We start from the raw sequence: 17,051 nt of genomic DNA, 5'->3' as shown, positions 1-17,051 counted from the left end.
TCTTACCCCTTTATCTCTCCTTAAACGAAGATCAGAATCAGCGCCAACACCTCATCCTGCTTGCATGGAGTCACTGATGAACCTCGCGCACATTACCGCCCAGCGCTACACCACCAAGGCCTACGATGCCTCGAAACGCATCCCACAGGCGGCCATCGACGAGCTGCTGACGCTGCTGCGCAATGCGCCCTCCTCGGTCAACTCGCAGCCGTCGCACTTCATCGTGGCCTCGACAGCCGAGGGCAAGGCACGCCTGGCCAAGGGCGCCGAAGGACGCTTCGCCTACAACGAGCCGAAGATCCTGAACGCCTCCCACGTGATTGCCCTGTGCACCCGTACCGGGATGACCGACAGCCACCTGGAAAAGGTCCTGCACCAGGAGCAGGAAGATGGACGCTTCGCCAGCGATACTGCCCGCAGCGGCCAGCAACAGATCCGCGCGGGCTTCGTCGACCTGCACCGCTACGAGCAGAAGGACCTGCAGCACTGGATGGAGAAGCAGACCTACCTGGCCCTCGGCAGCCTGCTGCTGGGTGCCGCGTCGCTGGGCATCGACGCCACGCCGATGGAAGGCTTCGATGCCAAGGCGGTGGACGCCGAACTGAACCTGCACGCACAGGGCTTGACCAGCGTGGTACTGGTTTGCCTGGGCTACCGCAGCGACAGCGACTTCAATGCCACCCTGCCGAAGTCGCGCCTGCCGGAAGACTATCTGTTCACCCACCTGGCCTGATCGCCCCTGGGTGGCCTCAGCTCGCCAGCTCCTGGCCTGGCGAGCCCTTCCTGTCCGTGATCCGCTTGCCTTCCTGCAAGCCCACCTCCAACGCCTGCCCGTCGCGCTGCTTGCCCTGCCGCGCCTGCCCGACCAGTCGCGGGATCAACGGCCCTTCCGGCAGATGCCGCCAGAAACGCCCGGGCATGTGCTGGCGCATCGCATCGGGGTTGACCCGGGCCGGGTTGAAAATGTGCCGGTAGTAGGTCAGCCACAATTCGGCACCGGGATCCTCGGCATGACGGGCCCACTGCCGCCATTGCTCCGGGCAGTGGCGCCGATAGTCCATGGCTTCACCATCGAAACGGATGCCATCACGGGGCGTTGCGATCAGCCAGCGTTGCCGACCCAGACGCTCGGCGAAATGCCCACTGGCGCTGGCAAGGATGTCATGCGCCGGCTCATGGAACGCCACCAGGTCCAGCTGTAACCGCTCGGCCAATGCGTCGGGCAATGGTACGAAACGCACGAAGGCATGCAGGTGATGAGCTTCACGGCCCACCTGGCGAATCCGCCGTTGCAACTCACTGCCCAGGCGATCACCGGCCAGCATGGCGGTCCGGTCCCCATGGGCGACCCGCCACAGCACTTCATACAACAGGTTCCAGCGCTGCTCGCCACGATAGCGGGCAGCCTGCTCCAGTTGTGTGAGCAAGGCTGCCGGCACCCGTGCGCAGAACACGCCAGGACCTGTCGGCAAGGGGGTGGAACCGGCCAGCAGATCAGCCACCGGCCCCTGGCTCCAGGTCACGTCGACCGGGTCGATACCATGACCGAGCAGAGTCCGTGCCTGGCCACGCCAGGTCGCGAAGTCGTCGTCACAGTCCAGCGCGATCACCCCCACAACCCCATCTGCAGCGGGGCCTGGGGCTCACGTAGGCGGGTACGCAGCAAACCGCTGCACGCCTCCGCCTGGGATGGCCGATAGTCGCTGGTGACAATGAACGGCCGGGCCTTGTCCAGCACGCAGCGCAACTGGATCAGGTCGTCGTAGCGGATGCGCCGTTCGCGCCGCAGCGCGACCATGCGCTGCACGCTGCGCAGGCCGATCCCGGGGATACGTGCCAGCAAGGCCGGTTCGGCCCGATTCACGTCCAGCGGGAAGACCTCGCGATTGGCCAGCGCCCAGGCGAGCTTGGGGTCGATGTCCAGGTCCAGGTTGCTCGACTGCTCCAACAGTTCGCCGGCCTTGTAGCCATAGCCACGCATCAGGAAGTCGGCCTGGTACAGGCGGTGCTCACGCAACAGCGGTGGCGCGGCCAACGGCACGCTGCCGGGGCTGTCGGGGATCGGGCTGAACGCCGAGTAGTAGACGCGGCGCAGGCCATAGCCCTGATACAGCGACTCGGCATTGCGCAGGATGGTGCGGTCATCCGTGGCGTCGGCGCCAACGATCACCTGGGTACTCTGCCCCGCCGGCGTGAAGCGCGGGGCCCTGGCCTCCCCGGCCACCGCCTGCTGGCCAAGGTGAATGGTGCCCATGGCCTGGCGAATGCTGGTCACCCGCTTCTCCGGCGCCAGGCGCTTGAGGCTGGCCTCGGTGGGCAGCTCGATGTTCACGCTCAAGCGGTCCGCCAACCGCCCGGCCTCCTCGATCAGCAGCGGATCGGCATCGGGGATGGTCTTGAGGTGGATGTAGCCACGGAACTGGTGTTCCTCGCGCAACAACCGCGCCACCCGGATCAGCTGCTCCATGGTGTAGTCGGCCGAGCGGATGATGCCGGAGCTGAGGAACAACCCGCTGATGCAGTTGCGTCGATAGAAATCGAGGGTCAGGCGCACCACTTCTTCCGGCGTGAAGCGCGCCCGCGGCACGTTGCTGGAACGGCGATTGACGCAATACTGGCAGTCGTAGAGGCAGAAGTTGGTCAGCAGCACCTTGAGCAGCGAGACGCAGCGCCCATCCGGTGTGAAACTGTGGCAGATGCCCGTGCCATCGGTGGCACCGAGCCCGTCACGGCCACGGGAACTGCGCTTGGGCGCGCCGCTGCTGGCGCACGAGGCATCGTATTTGGCGGCGTCGGCAAGGATGCCGAGCTTGGCGATGAGCTGCATGGGATCGACTCGAATACTGATTATTCATACAGTATTCCGAGAATCCGACACATGCAAGCATCCTCAGGCGAAAGGTCCGTCAATCATGCTCCGCAAACGAATGCTCCGGAAACAGAAAGGCCCGCGGCGATCACTCGCCCCGGGCCTTTCAGACAGTCTGGCTCAGCCGATCAGACCTTGACGATCCAGCCTGCTGGCGCCTCGACGTCACCGGTCTGTACGCCGGTCAGCTCCTTGTACAGGCGCTGGGTCACCGGGCCGACTTCGGTCTCGCTGTGGAACACGTGCAGCTTGCCCTGGTACTCGATGCCACCGATCGGGGTGATCACCGCAGCGGTACCGCAGGCACCGGCTTCGGTGAAGTCGGAGATCTTGTCGATCAGCACATCGCCTTCCACCACTTTCAGGCCCAGGCGGGATTGGGCCAGTTCGATCAGCGACAGACGGGTGATACCCGGCAGTACCGAAGGCGACTTCGGCGTGACGAACTCGTTGTTGGCGGTGATACCGAAGAAGTTGGCCGAGCCCACTTCCTCGATCTTCGAGTGGGTCAGCGGGTCCAGGTAGATGCTGTCGGCAAAGCCATTCTTCTTGGCTTCGGAACCCGGCAGCAGGCTGGCCGCGTAGTTGCCACCGACCTTGGCCGCACCGGTACCCTGCGGAGCGGCACGGTCGTAGCTGGAGATCACGAAGTTGTGCGGTTTCATGCCGCCCTTGAAGTACGGGCCGACCGGGATGCAGAACACCGAGAAGATGAACTCCGGCGCGGTACGCACGCCAATGTTGTCACCGACGCCGATCACGAAAGGACGCAGGTACAGTGCACCACCGGTGCCGTACGGAGGAATGAAGCGCTCGTTGGCTTTCACCACCTGCTTGCACGCCTCGATGAAGGCTTCGGTCGACGGTGCCGGCATCAGCAGGCGCGCGCAGCTGCGCTGCATGCGTGCGGCGTTCTGGTCAGGCCGGAACAGGTTGATCGAGCCGTCCTTGCAACGGTAGGCCTTCAGGCCCTCGAAGCACTGCTGGCCGTAATGCAGCGCGGTCGAGCCTTCGCTGATATGCAGGACGTTGTCTTCGGTCAACACGCCATTGTCCCACTCACCCTGACGGAAGTAAGACAGGTAGCGCTTGTCGGTCTTGATGTAGTCGAAACCCAGCTTGTCCCAGTTGATGCTTTCCTGACCCATGACACCCTCAATCTGATAACGGCCCGGATACTCCGGGTTTATGACTTTTTCCTCAGACGCCCACAATACTCTATTCGGAGAGGAAATCGCAGCCTGGGCGACATGCATGTCCTACATGCGTTTATGCCTGTTCCCTGGCGACCAGCGGACAGTCAGTCGATATTGGCTGTCAGGGGCGCCGACCGGCCGAGACGGTACTGGTTGTTGCCGCTGCGCTTGGCATCGTACATCGCCAGGTCGGCGATATGGATCAGGGTGTCCATGCTGACGGCATGATCGGGGAAAACCGCGACGCCCAGGCTGGAACCGATGCGAACGTGCTGGGTATCGACACTGATCGGCACCGACAACTCGATCAGCACCTTGCCGCACAACCGATGGATTTCTTCCGACAGCCCGATCCCCTGCTGCGCCAGCCCCTCGAAGATCAGCACGAATTCGTCGCCACCGATACGCGCCACGGTGTCGGAGACCCGCATCAGGTTCTTCAGGCGGTTCGCGGTGGCAACCAGGATCTGGTCGCCGGCAGCGTGCCCATGGGCATCGTTGATGTCCTTGAAGCCGTTCAGGTCGAGAAACACCAGGACCACCCGCGTTCCGCTGTCGCGGGCCCGCTCCAGCGCCCTGGACAGCCGCTCCTCCAGAACCAGGCGATTGGGCAGCCCGGTCAGGGCATCGTTGTGGGCCAGGGTATGCATCTGGCTGGCCCAGGCCTTTTCCTCGGTGATATCGCGGACCACGCCCATCATCTTGATCACTGAGTCGTGGACGTTCTTCACCACGTTGCCGGTCTCGCGCAGCCAATGGATGCTGCCGTCCGGCCAGACCACCCGGTATTCCTCGTCGTGATTCTCGCCGGTCTCGATGCAGCGCAGTTCCCCGGCGCGCACCTTGGCCCGGTCATCGGGGTGCACGCTGGCGCAGAACAGTTCGTAGGACGGCACCACTTCGTCGACCTTGTAGCCGAACATGCCGTATATGGCTTCCGACCAGTAGAGTTTCTCGGTATCGACGTCCCAGTCCCAGGTGCCGATCCGGGCGAAATACTGGCTGCGCCGGAAGCGCTCGGCATCGTCGGTGGTCTCGCCGCGGCGCTTGCATTCACTCAACTGGTGCAACAACACCCGACACTCGGCCAGCTCCCGACGAGCCGAACGCTCGCGCCACCAAAGCACGACAATCAAGGTGACCATCGGCACCGCGACAAGCGCCCCGATCCATCCGCTCATCCGTGAAAACCAGTAAACTTGAACATGGGCACACAAAAGGTAAATAGCCAGTGGCTATATTAGTCCATACCAGAGGTGTGCCTATAGCTGTTTAGTGGCCATGCGCCGCAAGCATCAACGACTGGTGCACGCCAAAACCGGCCATGACCCCGGCTGCCGAGGCCAATGTCGCGTTATGCATGGGGCTGGCGGCATCGCCGGCGGCAAACACACCCGGCACCGTCGTCTCCTTGCGTGCATCCACCCGCAGGTAGAGGCCGTTCGGCCCTTCCTCGAATTCACAGCCGAGTTGTTCAGCCAGCGGGCTGGCCATGTAGGTGCGAGGAGCGGTGAACAGCGCCTGTACCGACACCAGCCGGCCATCACTCAAGCGGACGGCCTCAAGCGCCGGGGCCGTCCCCAGCAGCTCGACCACCGGGGTCCGCTCGATGCGCACGCCGCGTGCCTGCAGATGCGCCAACTGCTCGGCATCTGGCTCGAACTGGCCCTGGGTGAAATACACCGTCGGCCCCCAATCCGGGATCATGCCGGCCTGGTGTGCGGACAGTGGCATGGTCGCCAGTACCCCCAGGGCCCGGTCACGCACCTCATAGCCATGGCAATACGGACAATGCAGCACCGTAGTGCCCCAGCGCTCCTGCAGACCGGGAATCGCCGGCAGTTCGTCACGTAGGCCGGTAGCCAGGACCAGGCGGGCCGCCAGTTCTTCCCGGCCATCGGCGAGCAACACGGCAAACCCGGCCTCGACGCGATGCGCCGAAACCACTTCCCCCTGCACGAACTCGACGGTCGGATAACGCAGCAGCTGGCGCAAGGCCTCCTCGCGGATCGCCAGCGGTGGCTGGCCGTCCTGGCCGAGAAAACCATGGGAATGCGCGGCGAAGCGGTTGCGCGGCAAGCCTGAGTCGACCAGCAGCACCCGCTGCCGGGCACGGGCCAACTGCATGGCCGCCGACAATCCGGCAAAACTGGCACCCACCACCACTACGAAATGAGACATGAGCAGATTCCTCGTGAATTGAACTCACGAAACTTTATAAGTTACGTAAAGCCATCACGTCAACTCCCGTAACTTTTCTTGTTACGGACGGTTGATTTTGCTATACGTACCCACTGTTCTTTCACCCGCGAAACGCCCCATGCGCAACGACAGTCGCCTTTCCCGCATGCTGCACGTGCTGATCCACATGGACCGTCACGACCAGCGCGCCACCTCCGAGACCATCGCGCAGATGCTGCGCACCAACCCGGTGGTGGTCCGCCGGACCATGGCCGGACTGCGCGAGCACGGCTACGTGCGTTCGGAAAAAGGCCACGGTGGTGGCTGGAGCCTGGCCCGCCCGCTGAACGAAATCACCCTGCTCGACATCCACCGCGCCCTTGGCGCTCCGGAGGTATTTGCCATGGGGCTTTCCCGCGAGGAGCCGCAGTGCCTGGTGGAACAGGCGGTCAACGCCCGCCTGACCGATGTGCTGCAGGAAGCCGAAGCCCTGCTGATCAGCCGTCTGGGGCAAGTGACCCTGGCCGAACTGGCGAACGATTTCGATCGACGCATGGCGCAGAAACGGGCGGAAAACCCCGACCTGGAAATCATTCATGGGGTGCCAACCCTGGAGAAGTCATGACAGAGACAGAACTGCAGGTCACCGACCTGCTCGAGGGCGACGGCAAGGCCGTGGTCAAGGGCGCGCTGATCACCACCCAATACCGCGGCGCACTCGCCGATGGCAGCGAATTCGACTCATCCTACAGCCGTGGCAAGCCGTTCCAGTGCGTGATCGGCACCGGCCGGGTGATCAAGGGCTGGGATATCGGCCTGATGGGCATGAAGGTCGGTGGCAAGCGCCGTCTGTTCGTACCGGCGCATCTGGCCTACGGCGAACGCGGCATGGGTTCACGCGTGGCACCCGGTGCCGACCTGACCTTCGAGATCGAGTTGCTGGAAGTGCTGACCCGCGACGATTGAGTCGTCAGCTACCCAGCCGTAGCTGCATGACGATGGTGCGCTCCTCGCCGTGCCAGGCATCGCGCACGGCCTCGAAACCCAACCGGGCATAGAAGCCTTCGGCGGTCACCGTCGAAGGCACCTTCAACAGGCTGATGCCGGCCTCCCGGGCCAGCCGGACCACCTCGGCCAGCAACGCCCGACCGACCCCCGTCCCCTGGGTATCCGGCGCCACGAAGACGCTGCGCACCACCTCGCCATCAAGGCTGGCGGTGCCGACGACCCGCTCCCCTTCCTGCGCCACCAGCATGGTCCGGATCCCCAACAGACTACGCACGTCCTGCGGGCCGAAGCTCTGCTCGACCCGCTCGATCACCGCTGACGCATAGTCCTCGGCATTGCTTTCACGCAGGGCCTGGATGATCACCTGGCTGATGGCCTCGGCATCCGCGTCGCGGGCCAGGCGAATGCTGCAAGTCATGGGCTGACCTCGAGTGTCTCCTCACCAGGGGTGACTATCCTACGCCCCGCTCTTCTCCGGCAAGGGCAGGCTTGTTGCGCGGGAAACCCAGCGACTATCCTTGGGCAGCCCCCGCCGTTCGATCGCCTGGAGATGCCCCATGCCCGACTCGCAAGTCGATATCGCCCTGGAAACCCTCCTGCCCCTGATGACCGGGCGGCCCTTCCTGGTGCTGACCGGTGCCGGCATCAGCACCTCCTCCGGCATCCCGGACTACCGTGACAGCGCTGGCGTTCGCCGGGGCAAGCCACCGATGATGATCCAGGAGTTTCTCGGCTCGCCCCAGGCCCGTCGGCGCTACTGGGCCCGGGCCATGCTCGGCTGGCCGCGGGTCCGCCAGGCCAGGCCGAACGCGGCCCACCAGGCACTGGCCCAGCTGCAGGCACGCCAGCACCTGAGCGGCCTGATCACCCAGAACGTCGATACCCTGCATGAGCAGGCCGGCAGCCAGGACGTGATCGAACTGCATGGCAGCCTGCACAAGGTGCTGTGCCTCGATTGTGGCGCCCGCCTGGAACGCGATGCCGTGCAACTCGAACTGGAAACACGGAACGCCTATCTGCTGCAGGTCGAGGCGACGCAGGCACCCGATGGCGATACCCTGCTCGAGACCCACTTCGAATCGGACTTCCAGGTACCCCGCTGCCCACATTGCCAGGGCGAACGGCTGAAACCGGATGTGGTGTTCTTCGGCGAAAATGTCGCCCCACTGACCGCCAGTCGCGCCCTGGCCTGTGCCGAACAGGCCCAGGGACTGCTGGTGGTCGGCTCGTCGCTGATGGCCTATTCGGCCTTTCGCCTGTGCAAGCGCGTGGTCGAGCGCGGCAAGCCGCTGATAGCCATCAACCTGGGCAAGACCCGCGCCGACGAGCTGCTGGACTTCAAGTTCGAAGCGTCCTGCGAGCACTTGCTGCCCTTGCTTGCCGAACGCCTGGGCTGATCGGCAAGGCTTCGAGCGTTCGACTCAGCCCGGAATGGTCAGTCCCTTGGCCACTGCCGGCCGATCGAGGAAGTCTGCCAGCGCCCGGGTGACGTGCGGGAAGTCCTGGATACCGACCAGATCGCCGGCCTCGTAGAAACCGATCAGGTTGCGAATCCACGGGAAGGTGGCGATATCGGCGATGCTGTATTCGTCGCCCATGATCCAGCGACGGTTTTCCAGGCGCTGGTTGAGCACGCCCAGCAGGCGCTTGCTTTCGGCGACATAACGGTCACGTGGCCGCTTGTCCTCGTAGTCCTTGCCGGCGAACTTGTTGAAGAAACCGAGCTGGCCGAACATCGGCCCGATCCCGCCCATCTGGAACATCAGCCACTGGATGGTTTCATAACGGCTGGCCGGGTCCGCGCCGATCAGGCGGCCGGCCTTCTCGGCGAGGTAGATCAGGATCGCACCGGACTCGAACAGCGGCAGCGGCTGGCCGCCCGGGCCATTCGGGTCGATAATGGCAGGAATCTTGTTGTTCGGGTTCAGTGACATGAACTCCGGGGTCAACTGGTCATTGGTGGCAAAGCTGACCAGATGCGGCTCGTAGGGCAGGCCCAGTTCCTCGAGCAGGATCGACACCTTGACACCATTGGGGGTCGGCAACGAATACAGCTGAATGCGGTCTGGATGTTGAGCAGGCCATTTCTGCGTAATGGCGAACGACGAAAGATCGGTCATGAAAGGCTTCCGGCTGGCGACTGGGAACAACGATCGAGCCGATTATAGGCACAGCCGACGGACATGCTCACCCTGTCTAGCCCGGCAATTTACGATAGAGACCACCGAACCTGTGAACCTGGAGACCCCCATGCCCTTGAAAAGCCTGAGACCCCTGAGCCTGTCCCTGCTGACGGCCACCCTGCTGGCCCTGGGCGGATGCTCGACGCCCACGGTCGTGACCTTGCAGAACGGCACCCAGTACCTGACCAAAGACATGCCCAAGACCCATGGTGCCGATGGGTTCTACGAGTTCCGCGACATTTCCGGGAAGAAGGTGCGGGTCAAGGCTTCCGATGTGGCGACGGTCAAGGCCGAAGACTGAGTCCTTCCTTGTGGGAACCATAGGGGCTCAGCGGAAATCCCGGCTCCGCACGGTGATATCCGCCAGCATCGAACTCAGGTCGCTCAGGCGCCCGGCAATTACATTGCGTACGTCGCCCTCGGCCTCCAGGCGTCCATCGACCCTCAGCAATTGCGCTCCCACCAGCACCTGCCGCTGACGTTCGGCCAGGTCGCGCCAGACCACCACGTTGGTGTTGCCGAACTCATCCTCCAGGGTGACGAAGGTCACGCCGCTGGCCGTACCCGGGCGCTGGCGCCCGGTCACCAGGCCGACGATGCTCACCGAACGCCCCGGTTCGAGGGCCCGCAACTCCCGTGAACTGCGGCAACGCAAGGCACGCAACTGCCCGCGCAGCAGGGCCAGCGGATGCGGTCCCAGGGTCGTGCCCAGGCTGGCATAGTCGGCTTGCAGGTCCTCGCCGACACTCGGCTGCGGCAAGGCCACCGCCGTCTCAACCTCCCGCGACAAGCCGGCGAACAATCCCAGTTGCCGGTCGACCCCGGCCACTTCCCAGCGGGCACGGTAGCGGTTGCCCGCCAGACCGCGCAGGGCTCCGGCATCCGCCAACAATTCACGGGCCCGGGCATCGAGCCGCGACCGGTCGATCAGGTCGGCAATATCCGCAAAACCCTGCCGCTGCCTGGCCGCCTCGATCTGACGCGCATCCTCCTCGCGAAACCCGCGAATCATCCGCAGCCCCAGGCGCAGGGCCGGCTGGGCGCCTTCGTCCGGTTCCAGGCTGCAATCCCAGTGACTGGCGCGCACATCCACCGGGCGAATCTGCAAGCGATGACGGCGGGCGTCCTGGAGGATCTGGTCGGGGCTGTAGAAGCCCATCGGCCAGCTGTTGATCAGCGCGCAGGCAAACGCCGCCGGCTCATGACACTTGAGCCAGCAACTGGCGTAGGTCAGCAGGGCAAAGCTGGCGGCATGGGATTCGGGAAAGCCGTAGCTGCCAAAGCCCTTGATCTGTTCGAAGATCTGCGCGGCGAACTCCGGTTTGTAGCCGCGCGCCGCCATGCCATCGGCCAGTCGCTTGCGATGGGGTTCAAGCCCGCCATGACGTTTCCAGGCGGCCATGGAACGGCGCAACTGATCGGCCTCGCCAGGCGTGTAGCCCGCCGCGACCACGGCAATCTGCATCACCTGCTCCTGGAACAGCGGCACGCCCTTGGTCCGCGCCAGTACGTCCTTGAGATCGTCTGACGGATAGGTCTCGGGCTCATCACCGTGTCGCCGGCGCAGGTACGGATGCACCATGCCGCCCTGGATCGGCCCAGGCCGGACGATCGCCACCTCGATCACCAGGTCATAGAAGTTCTTCGGCTTGAGCCGTGGCAGCATCGACATCTGCGCCCGCGACTCGATCTGGAACACGCCGATGGTATCGGCCCGGCCGATCATCTCGTAGGTCGCCGCGTCATCCGCCGGAATGCTCGCCAGGGTCCAGCGCGGCCCGCCGCGATACTGCTGCACCAGCTCGAAACAGCGCCGCAGGGCGCTGAGCATGCCCAGGGCCAGGACATCGACCTTGAGCAGGCCGACCTTGTCCAGGTCGTCCTTGTCCCACTGGATGATCGTCCGCTCGGCCATGCTGGCGTTTTCCACCGGCACCAGGGTGTCCAGCGGCTGCTCGGAAATCACGAAGCCACCCGGGTGCTGGGACAGGTGCCGGGGAAAGCCGATCAGTTGCCGGGTCAGCCCCAGCACTCGGCGCAACACCGGGCTGTCGGGATCGAAACCGTTCTCGCGCAAGCGCTCGGCCGACGGCGGTTCATCGCTCCAGCGGCCACAGGCATCGGCCAGGGCATTGACCTGGTCCGGCGGCAAGCCCAGTGCCTTGGCCACATCCCGTACCGCACCGGCACCATGATAGGTGCTGACCACTGCGGTCAGTGCCGCCCGTCCGCGACCATAACGGCGGAAAACGTACTGCAGCACTTCCTCGCGGCGCTCGTGCTCGAAGTCGACATCGATATCCGGTGGCTCGTTGCGCTCGCGGGACAGAAAGCGCTCGAACAACAGGTTGGAGCGGTCCGGGTTCAGCTCGGTAATGCCCAGGGCGTAGCACACCACCGAGTTCGCCGCCGAACCACGCCCCTGGCAGAGAATGTCCTGGCTGCGGGCAAACTGGACGATGTCCTGTACCGTCAGGAAATAGCTGTCGTAGTCCAGTTCGGCGATCAGTGTCAGTTCCTTTTCAATCAGGTCCCGAACCTGCTGGCTGATCCCACCGGGCCAGCGACGGACAACCCCCTCCTCCGTCAGGTGCCGTAGCCAGGAGGCCGGCGTCTGTCCTTCGGGTACCAGCTCGCGGGGGTACTGGTAATTCAGCTGGTCGAGCGCGAAGCGACAGCGCCGGGCGATCACCAGGGTCTCGGCCAGCAAGGCAGGTGGATAGATGCTACGCAGGACATCCAGGCTGCGCAGGTGCCGCTCGCCGTTGGCATGCAGCTGCTGCCCGGCCTCGGCCACGCGAACGTGCAGGCGAATGGCAGTCATGGTGTCCTGCAAGGCACGGCGGCTGCGCACGTGCATGTGCACGTCCCCGCTGGCCACGGCGGGAATCGCCAGCGTGGCGGCCAGGGCCTGCAGACGCGCCAGGCGGCCCTGGTCGTCCTCGCCGCAATGCAGCTCCACGGCCAGCCACAGGCGTTCGGGAAAGCGCTCGCGCAACCAGCGGCCATCCGTTTCAGAGAGGTCCGGCCCGGGCAGCCACAGGGCCAGCAACCCCGGCAATGGCTGGTCGAAGTCCTCGCGCAGCACCTGGTAACGGCCTTTCTCCACCCGCCGCCGGGCCTGGGTGATCAATCGGCAGAGCACCTGGTAACCTGCCAGGTCCTCCACCAGCAGGACCACCCGAGGACCGTTCTCGATCTGCATTTCACTGCCGATGATCAGCGGCAGCTCGCAGTCCTGTGCCGCCTGCCAGGCCCGCACGATACCGGCCAGGGTGCATTCGTCGGTGATCGCCAGGGCCTGGTAGCCTTGCTCCCGGGCCCGCTCGAACAATTCCCGGGCACTGGAAGCACCACGCTGGAAACTGAAGTTCGACAGGCAATGCAGCTCCGCGTACTCGCCATTCATGCGAACCAGCCCTGCAGCAGCAGCGGCCCCTGCTCACCCACCGGGCGATAGGCCCAGGCCTGTCGACCACCGCGAAGCTCGACCCGGTAGTAATCGCGGCGCACATCCGCCCCATCCCACCAGCCCGACTCGATGCGTTCCGGCCCGAGCAGGACCCGCACCGCCTGCTCGGGCAATGGCAGCGGCTCCCTGAGCAACCAGCCCGGACGCAACGGCCCGAGCTGGGACAACGGGCCCGGCGTACTGGCCGAGAGCGGCTGCCAGGCACATTCGGGACGGTGATCGGCCTGGAAGCACAAGCCCTGCACAGCCTCGTCGCCGAGCCGGGCACGCAGGCGCTCGCGCAACTGCTCCCAGGGCAGGGACTGCTGCGGACGCTCGTCGAACAGCTCGCGGTGCTGCGGGACAAAGCTCGGCAGGTCCTCGGCCTCCAGGCGAAAACCGCGCGCCGCCGACTCGACCTGGACCTGCTCCAGGCGCCCGCGGGCCAGTTCGAAGAGCATCGCCGGATCGCGTTCGGCGCTGAGCAGGCCGACCTTGATCCGCGTCTCGACGCCTTCGGCATGCTCCAGGATCAGGTCGAAGCGCTGCACACCGCTGTCGCGCCCACAGAGAAACGCCGCCAGGTCGCCGGTCAACCGCCGCAGGGGAAACAACAGGGCCTGGTGGGACGTCACATCGAAGTTCAGCTCGATGCGCGCGGCGAAACGATCCGGCGGCAGGTAGAAGGCCAGAGCCAGCGGCCGCTCACCGAGCAAGGTATCGATATGCTTGAGCAGGGACGCCTCGAAGCGCCGTGCCAGGCTGTGCCGGGGCAATGCCAGCACCTGCTGCAAGGTGCGCAGGCCCATGCGTGACAAGGCCGTGGCCATCCCCGGCTCCAGGCCGATCCGGTCGATGGGCATCTGCCCCAGGGTGTGGCGCAGGACGGCCTCGTCGGCCAGGGCCAAGCCGTCATAGGCATTGGCCAGCACCCTGGCCGCCGCCGGATGCGGCGCCACGACGATTCGATGGCGAAAGCCCAGTTCGGTCAACTCCTGGCGCAAGCGGGCTTCCAACTGCGGCCAGGGGCCGAACAGACCCAGGCTGGACTCGATCTCGAACAGCAGGGCCCGCGGATAACGCAGGCTGACCTGGGAACTGAAACGATAGGCCCAGGCAGCGAGCAACTGCTGCCATTGTTCGATTTCGGCAGGGTCGTACTCGGCCGTGGCGAACGCCTTGGTCAAGGCATGGGCGGCCGTCAACGATTGCCCGGGACACAGGCCCAGGGCCCGGGCCGAAGCGTTCACCGCCTGCAGCACCCGCCGCTGCGGCGAACCGCTCAGCAGCGCCAGCGGTGCGTCGGGCTCGGGGACTCGCCGCAACACACCGTCCAGCGCCAATTGCGGGAACACGATGCAGACCCAGCGCATGCCAACCTCAATGCCCCGCGCCAAAGGCGATGGGTGCCGAATGAGCCAGGCCGCCGCGACACTTGAGAACGCGCAACCGCGCGGGCTGGCCGTCGATGGCCAGTCGCAGGGGCGCGGGCGACGGGTTGACCGCCTCTTCCAGCGGGCGATAGACGAAGGCCAGGGTCTGGCCGCTTTCCGCCGCCACCTGCAGGCGCCGCAGCGCCCGGTCATCGGCCTGTTGCGGCCAGCACAGCACGGCACCGCAACTACCGGAGCGCAGGCACTGCTCGGCGGCCCACAGGGCATCGCGGGGCGCGGCCTGGAGCACCGACAACTGCCGCAGGTCGACCCCGGCACTCAACCAGGCCTGGGGGTAAGGCACATGGGGTGGCGCCACCAGCACGATCCGCTCACCACTGGCCGACAACCGTGCCAGGGTCGGCCAGACCAGTTGCAGCTCGCCCACGCCCTCGCCGGCCACCAGGATCTCCGTCAGCGCCGATTCCGGCCAACCACCACCGGGCAACACCGCATCGAGCCGGGCATGCCCGGTCGAGGGCAAGCGGGCGGCCTGTACCGCCGGCCGGCCCTTCCAGACCCGCCGCTCATCCAGCAGCGAGTCGAGCGCGACCACGGCGCCCATCAGCCTTGCCTCACCAGGCCACAGAACACCCCTTCGATGGCCAGCTCCTGGTGTTCAGGGTCGACGACGATCGGGGCATAGGCCGGGTTGCGGGCCAACAGGCGGATGCCTGTGGCGCTGCGCTCGAAACGCTTGATGGTGACTTCGCCGTCGAGCCGGGCGACGACGATCTGACCATTGCGTACCTCGACATTGCGCCGCACCGCCACCAGGTCGCCGTCGAGGATACCGTCGCCAATCATCGAGTCGCCCTGGACCCGCAACAGGAAATCCGGCGTGCGGGAAAACAGCGCCGGGTCGAGCCACAGGCGCTCGTGGACCTGAGCGTCGACATCGATCGGCCGCCCGGCCGCCACCCGCCCCAGCAGCGGAATCTCCAGCAGGCTCGGACGTGCCGGCTGGTTGAGCAGGCGGATACCTCGCGCCTGGTGGGCGTTGACCTCGATGAAACCGGCTTCGGCCAGTGCCACGACGTGCTTGCGGGCCACGCTGCGCGAGGCAAAGCCAAAGGCCTCGGCGATCTCGGCGAGGCTCGGGGGCTGACCGTGGTCCGCGATGCGGTCGCGGATGAAGGTCAGGATGGCGGAACGGCGGGGAGTGAGATGGGTCATGGAGTACATTTGTACTCCTGTGGGATTTTCCTGACAAGAGCCGCCAGTCGATCCCTTGTCATGGTCGCCCACCAGGTCATCGCCCTGGTCGTAGAGCCATGCCCACAGAATCGCTGAAAACGACATGAGCCGAATGGATTGGCAAACTTAATTTGCAAATTCAATACATGTAGGAAAGTTCTTAAATAACACACTAGAAAAACAACAAATCACCTCACTCGAATAACGCTCAATGAATATTGAAAACAGCCATCAAATCGTTATATTCAGATTGAGCTCGACATAAAAATCCTCAAAAGCCCTTTAAATACGCCACCTCAGCTCCCATCAAAAAAATAAGGAAAGTCACAAAGCCAAGTCCAGCCAATGGACTATTACGATAAAAATGGAAACTTGCGCCAGGAGGCCATCCGCATGCATCCAAAACAACCGGCTGAACTCGATGACCTGTTCCAGAACAACACGTTCCTGCCCGATGCGACTCCCAACCGTTTCAATCACCTGCTGGACCAGCTCAGCCAGGATCGCTACACCACCCTCGCCACCCTCTATGCCGAAGCCTATCGCCTGTTCCCTGCCACACCCGAGCTCGACGGGTTCTTTGCCAGCACGGCCAACCTGATCCTGCTGCCGCCCCTGGAACGGCGGGCAATCATCAATGAGCCGGTCTTCCAGATCTGGGCGCGCCGCTCCGTCTACCTGACCCACCAAGTGCTCGATGGCCTGCAGTCCGGGCGTGGCGACCTGCTGGAAAACCTGCAGGCATTGCCGGATATCCTGCTGCGCCTTGCCCAGGCCGCCGCACAACACCCGTCGGCCAACCGCCCGCCCATCAGACGCTTCGACATCGACCCGCTGATCGCTGCCGAACTCGCCCCCACCTACGAATTTCCAAGCGACGAGGCGACCCGCCAAGCCCTGGAGAACACCGGCTACTCCATTCACTTCTTCGGCGACGTGGTGAATGTCGCACTGTCGCGCATCGCCATGACCTGGCCTGGCTGCCACGAACAGTTCCGCCACCTGGTCCGACTCATCGGCTACCTGCCGGACGGCCACTTTCGCACCGGCTCGGCCAGGCGTTTCAGCGGTGCGATCCTGCTGTCGGCCAGGGACCACTCGCTACTCGAAGTCGAAGAGTCGCTGGTTCGCGAAACCGCCCACCAGTTGCTCTATTGCATCGAGGAACTCTGCCCGGTCGTCGATCCGCAGGCCGATGAAGAACGCCTGTATCTCCTGCCCTGGTCGAACCGGCCCTGTGGCCTGGCCGAATACTTCCAGGCGTTCTTCGCCCAACTGATGCGACTCAAGTACCTGGAGCGCGTGCGCCAGCGTCCGGCCAGCGAAATGCAACGGGCCGAAGAGCACCTGGTCTTCATACTGCGCGGCCTGGGTCGTGCCCTGCCGACACTGACCAGCAGCCGCGAATTCACGCCTCGCGGTCGCCTGCTGCTGGCTCATCTGGTCGAGGAGGTCCTGACACGGGAGCAACAGCACGCCAACCTGCTGGCCCGTACCGGCCAGTTGCACGACATGCGCCTGGCGGTTTGAGCC

Annotated in this window: 17 protein-coding genes; 6 read left to right on the top strand and 11 right to left on the bottom strand. The window is 64.7% G+C overall.

Going from position 1 to position 17,051, the window contains the following annotated elements; translation table 11 throughout:
* Positions 1 to 76: 76 nt before the first annotated feature.
* On the top strand, positions 77 to 733 hold the full coding sequence (gene nfsB, locus HU752_RS13435; protein ID WP_186680096.1) for an oxygen-insensitive NAD(P)H nitroreductase: 657 nt from the start codon (positions 77 to 79) through the stop codon (positions 731 to 733).
* 16 nt (positions 734 to 749) lie between these two features.
* Here the strand turns inward: nfsB and HU752_RS13430 are convergent, their stop codons facing one another.
* From HU752_RS13430 to HU752_RS13410, 5 genes are all read right to left on the bottom strand, one after another.
* A complete protein-coding gene (locus tag HU752_RS13430; protein WP_186680093.1) occupies positions 750 to 1,610 on the bottom strand; it encodes a TIGR03915 family putative DNA repair protein in 861 nt (286 codons plus the stop codon).
* The gene (locus HU752_RS13425) at positions 1,607 to 2,827 is read right to left on the bottom strand and encodes a putative DNA modification/repair radical SAM protein (protein ID WP_186680090.1); all 1,221 of its coding nucleotides are present in this window, start codon (positions 2,825 to 2,827) and stop codon (positions 1,607 to 1,609) included. The genes HU752_RS13430 and HU752_RS13425 overlap by 4 nt, the downstream gene beginning before the upstream one ends.
* 170 nt (positions 2,828 to 2,997) lie before the next feature.
* A complete protein-coding gene (locus HU752_RS13420; RefSeq protein WP_186680087.1) occupies positions 2,998 to 4,017 on the bottom strand; it encodes a branched-chain amino acid aminotransferase in 1,020 nt (339 codons plus the stop codon).
* A gap of 152 nt (positions 4,018 to 4,169) precedes the next feature.
* The gene (locus HU752_RS13415) at positions 4,170 to 5,246 is read right to left on the bottom strand and encodes a sensor domain-containing diguanylate cyclase (RefSeq protein ID WP_186680084.1); all 1,077 of its coding nucleotides are present in this window, start codon (positions 5,244 to 5,246) and stop codon (positions 4,170 to 4,172) included.
* A gap of 91 nt (positions 5,247 to 5,337) precedes the next feature.
* Positions 5,338 to 6,246, bottom strand: coding sequence for an NAD(P)/FAD-dependent oxidoreductase (locus HU752_RS13410; protein WP_186680081.1), 909 nt, complete (start codon positions 6,244 to 6,246; stop codon positions 5,338 to 5,340).
* A gap of 139 nt (positions 6,247 to 6,385) precedes the next feature.
* On the opposite strand from HU752_RS13410, the gene HU752_RS13405 reads away from it, so the two are divergent.
* Positions 6,386 to 6,871: an Rrf2 family transcriptional regulator gene (locus HU752_RS13405; protein WP_186680078.1), complete on the top strand. Its 486-nt coding sequence runs from the start codon at positions 6,386 to 6,388 to the stop codon at positions 6,869 to 6,871.
* A complete protein-coding gene (locus tag HU752_RS13400; protein WP_186680075.1) occupies positions 6,868 to 7,212 on the top strand; it encodes an FKBP-type peptidyl-prolyl cis-trans isomerase in 345 nt (114 codons plus the stop codon). Before HU752_RS13405 ends, HU752_RS13400 begins: the two co-directional genes overlap by 4 nt.
* Positions 7,213 to 7,216: 4 nt before the next feature.
* On the opposite strand, the gene HU752_RS13395 is transcribed toward HU752_RS13400, so the two are convergent.
* A complete protein-coding gene (locus tag HU752_RS13395) occupies positions 7,217 to 7,672 on the bottom strand; it encodes a GNAT family N-acetyltransferase (RefSeq protein WP_186680072.1) in 456 nt (151 codons plus the stop codon).
* 139 nt (positions 7,673 to 7,811) lie between these two features.
* On the opposite strand from HU752_RS13395, the gene HU752_RS13390 reads away from it, so the two are divergent.
* Complete coding sequence (locus HU752_RS13390) at positions 7,812 to 8,651, top strand: NAD-dependent protein deacetylase (protein WP_186680070.1); 840 nt, start codon at positions 7,812 to 7,814, stop codon at positions 8,649 to 8,651.
* Positions 8,652 to 8,675: 24 nt separating this feature from the next.
* Here the strand turns inward: HU752_RS13390 and HU752_RS13385 are convergent, their stop codons facing one another.
* Positions 8,676 to 9,374, bottom strand: a complete 699-nt coding sequence (locus HU752_RS13385; RefSeq protein ID WP_186680068.1) for a glutathione S-transferase N-terminal domain-containing protein — start codon at positions 9,372 to 9,374, stop codon at positions 8,676 to 8,678.
* Between the two features lie 130 nt (positions 9,375 to 9,504).
* Between HU752_RS13385 and HU752_RS13380 the strand changes: the two genes are divergently transcribed.
* Positions 9,505 to 9,738 (top strand): YgdI/YgdR family lipoprotein, encoded by a 234-nt coding sequence (locus HU752_RS13380; protein ID WP_186680066.1) that lies wholly within the window; start codon positions 9,505 to 9,507, stop codon positions 9,736 to 9,738.
* 27 nt (positions 9,739 to 9,765) lie between these two features.
* Here HU752_RS13380 and HU752_RS13375 read toward each other — a convergent pair whose 3' ends face one another.
* The 4 genes from HU752_RS13375 to lexA are packed head-to-tail and all read right to left on the bottom strand — an operon-like array spanning position 9,766 to position 15,506.
* On the bottom strand, positions 9,766 to 12,846 hold the full coding sequence (locus HU752_RS13375; RefSeq protein WP_186680064.1) for an error-prone DNA polymerase: 3,081 nt from the start codon (positions 12,844 to 12,846) through the stop codon (positions 9,766 to 9,768).
* Complete coding sequence (locus tag HU752_RS13370; protein ID WP_186680062.1) at positions 12,843 to 14,261, bottom strand: Y-family DNA polymerase; 1,419 nt, start codon at positions 14,259 to 14,261, stop codon at positions 12,843 to 12,845. The genes HU752_RS13375 and HU752_RS13370 overlap by 4 nt, the downstream gene beginning before the upstream one ends.
* 7 nt (positions 14,262 to 14,268) lie before the next feature.
* Complete coding sequence (gene imuA / locus HU752_RS13365; protein WP_186680060.1) at positions 14,269 to 14,886, bottom strand: translesion DNA synthesis-associated protein ImuA; 618 nt, start codon at positions 14,884 to 14,886, stop codon at positions 14,269 to 14,271.
* The gene (lexA, locus tag HU752_RS13360; RefSeq protein ID WP_186680053.1) at positions 14,886 to 15,506 is read right to left on the bottom strand and encodes a transcriptional repressor LexA; all 621 of its coding nucleotides are present in this window, start codon (positions 15,504 to 15,506) and stop codon (positions 14,886 to 14,888) included. Before lexA ends, imuA begins: the two co-directional genes overlap by 1 nt.
* A 405-nt stretch (positions 15,507 to 15,911) precedes the next feature.
* Here lexA and HU752_RS13355 point away from each other — a divergent pair, with 405 nt between their 5' ends.
* Entirely contained in the window at positions 15,912 to 17,048 is a 1,137-nt protein-coding gene (locus HU752_RS13355) for an aKG-HExxH-type peptide beta-hydroxylase (protein WP_186680052.1), read from the top strand.
* Positions 17,049 to 17,051: the final 3 nt, after the last annotated feature.

The organism is Pseudomonas vanderleydeniana, from assembly GCF_014268755.2.
In the GTDB taxonomy this organism is placed as follows: Bacteria; Pseudomonadota; Gammaproteobacteria; order Pseudomonadales; family Pseudomonadaceae; genus Aquipseudomonas; species Aquipseudomonas vanderleydeniana.
Note: the sequence above shows the minus strand (reverse complement) of the source record. Positions and strands in the feature narration are given on the sequence as shown.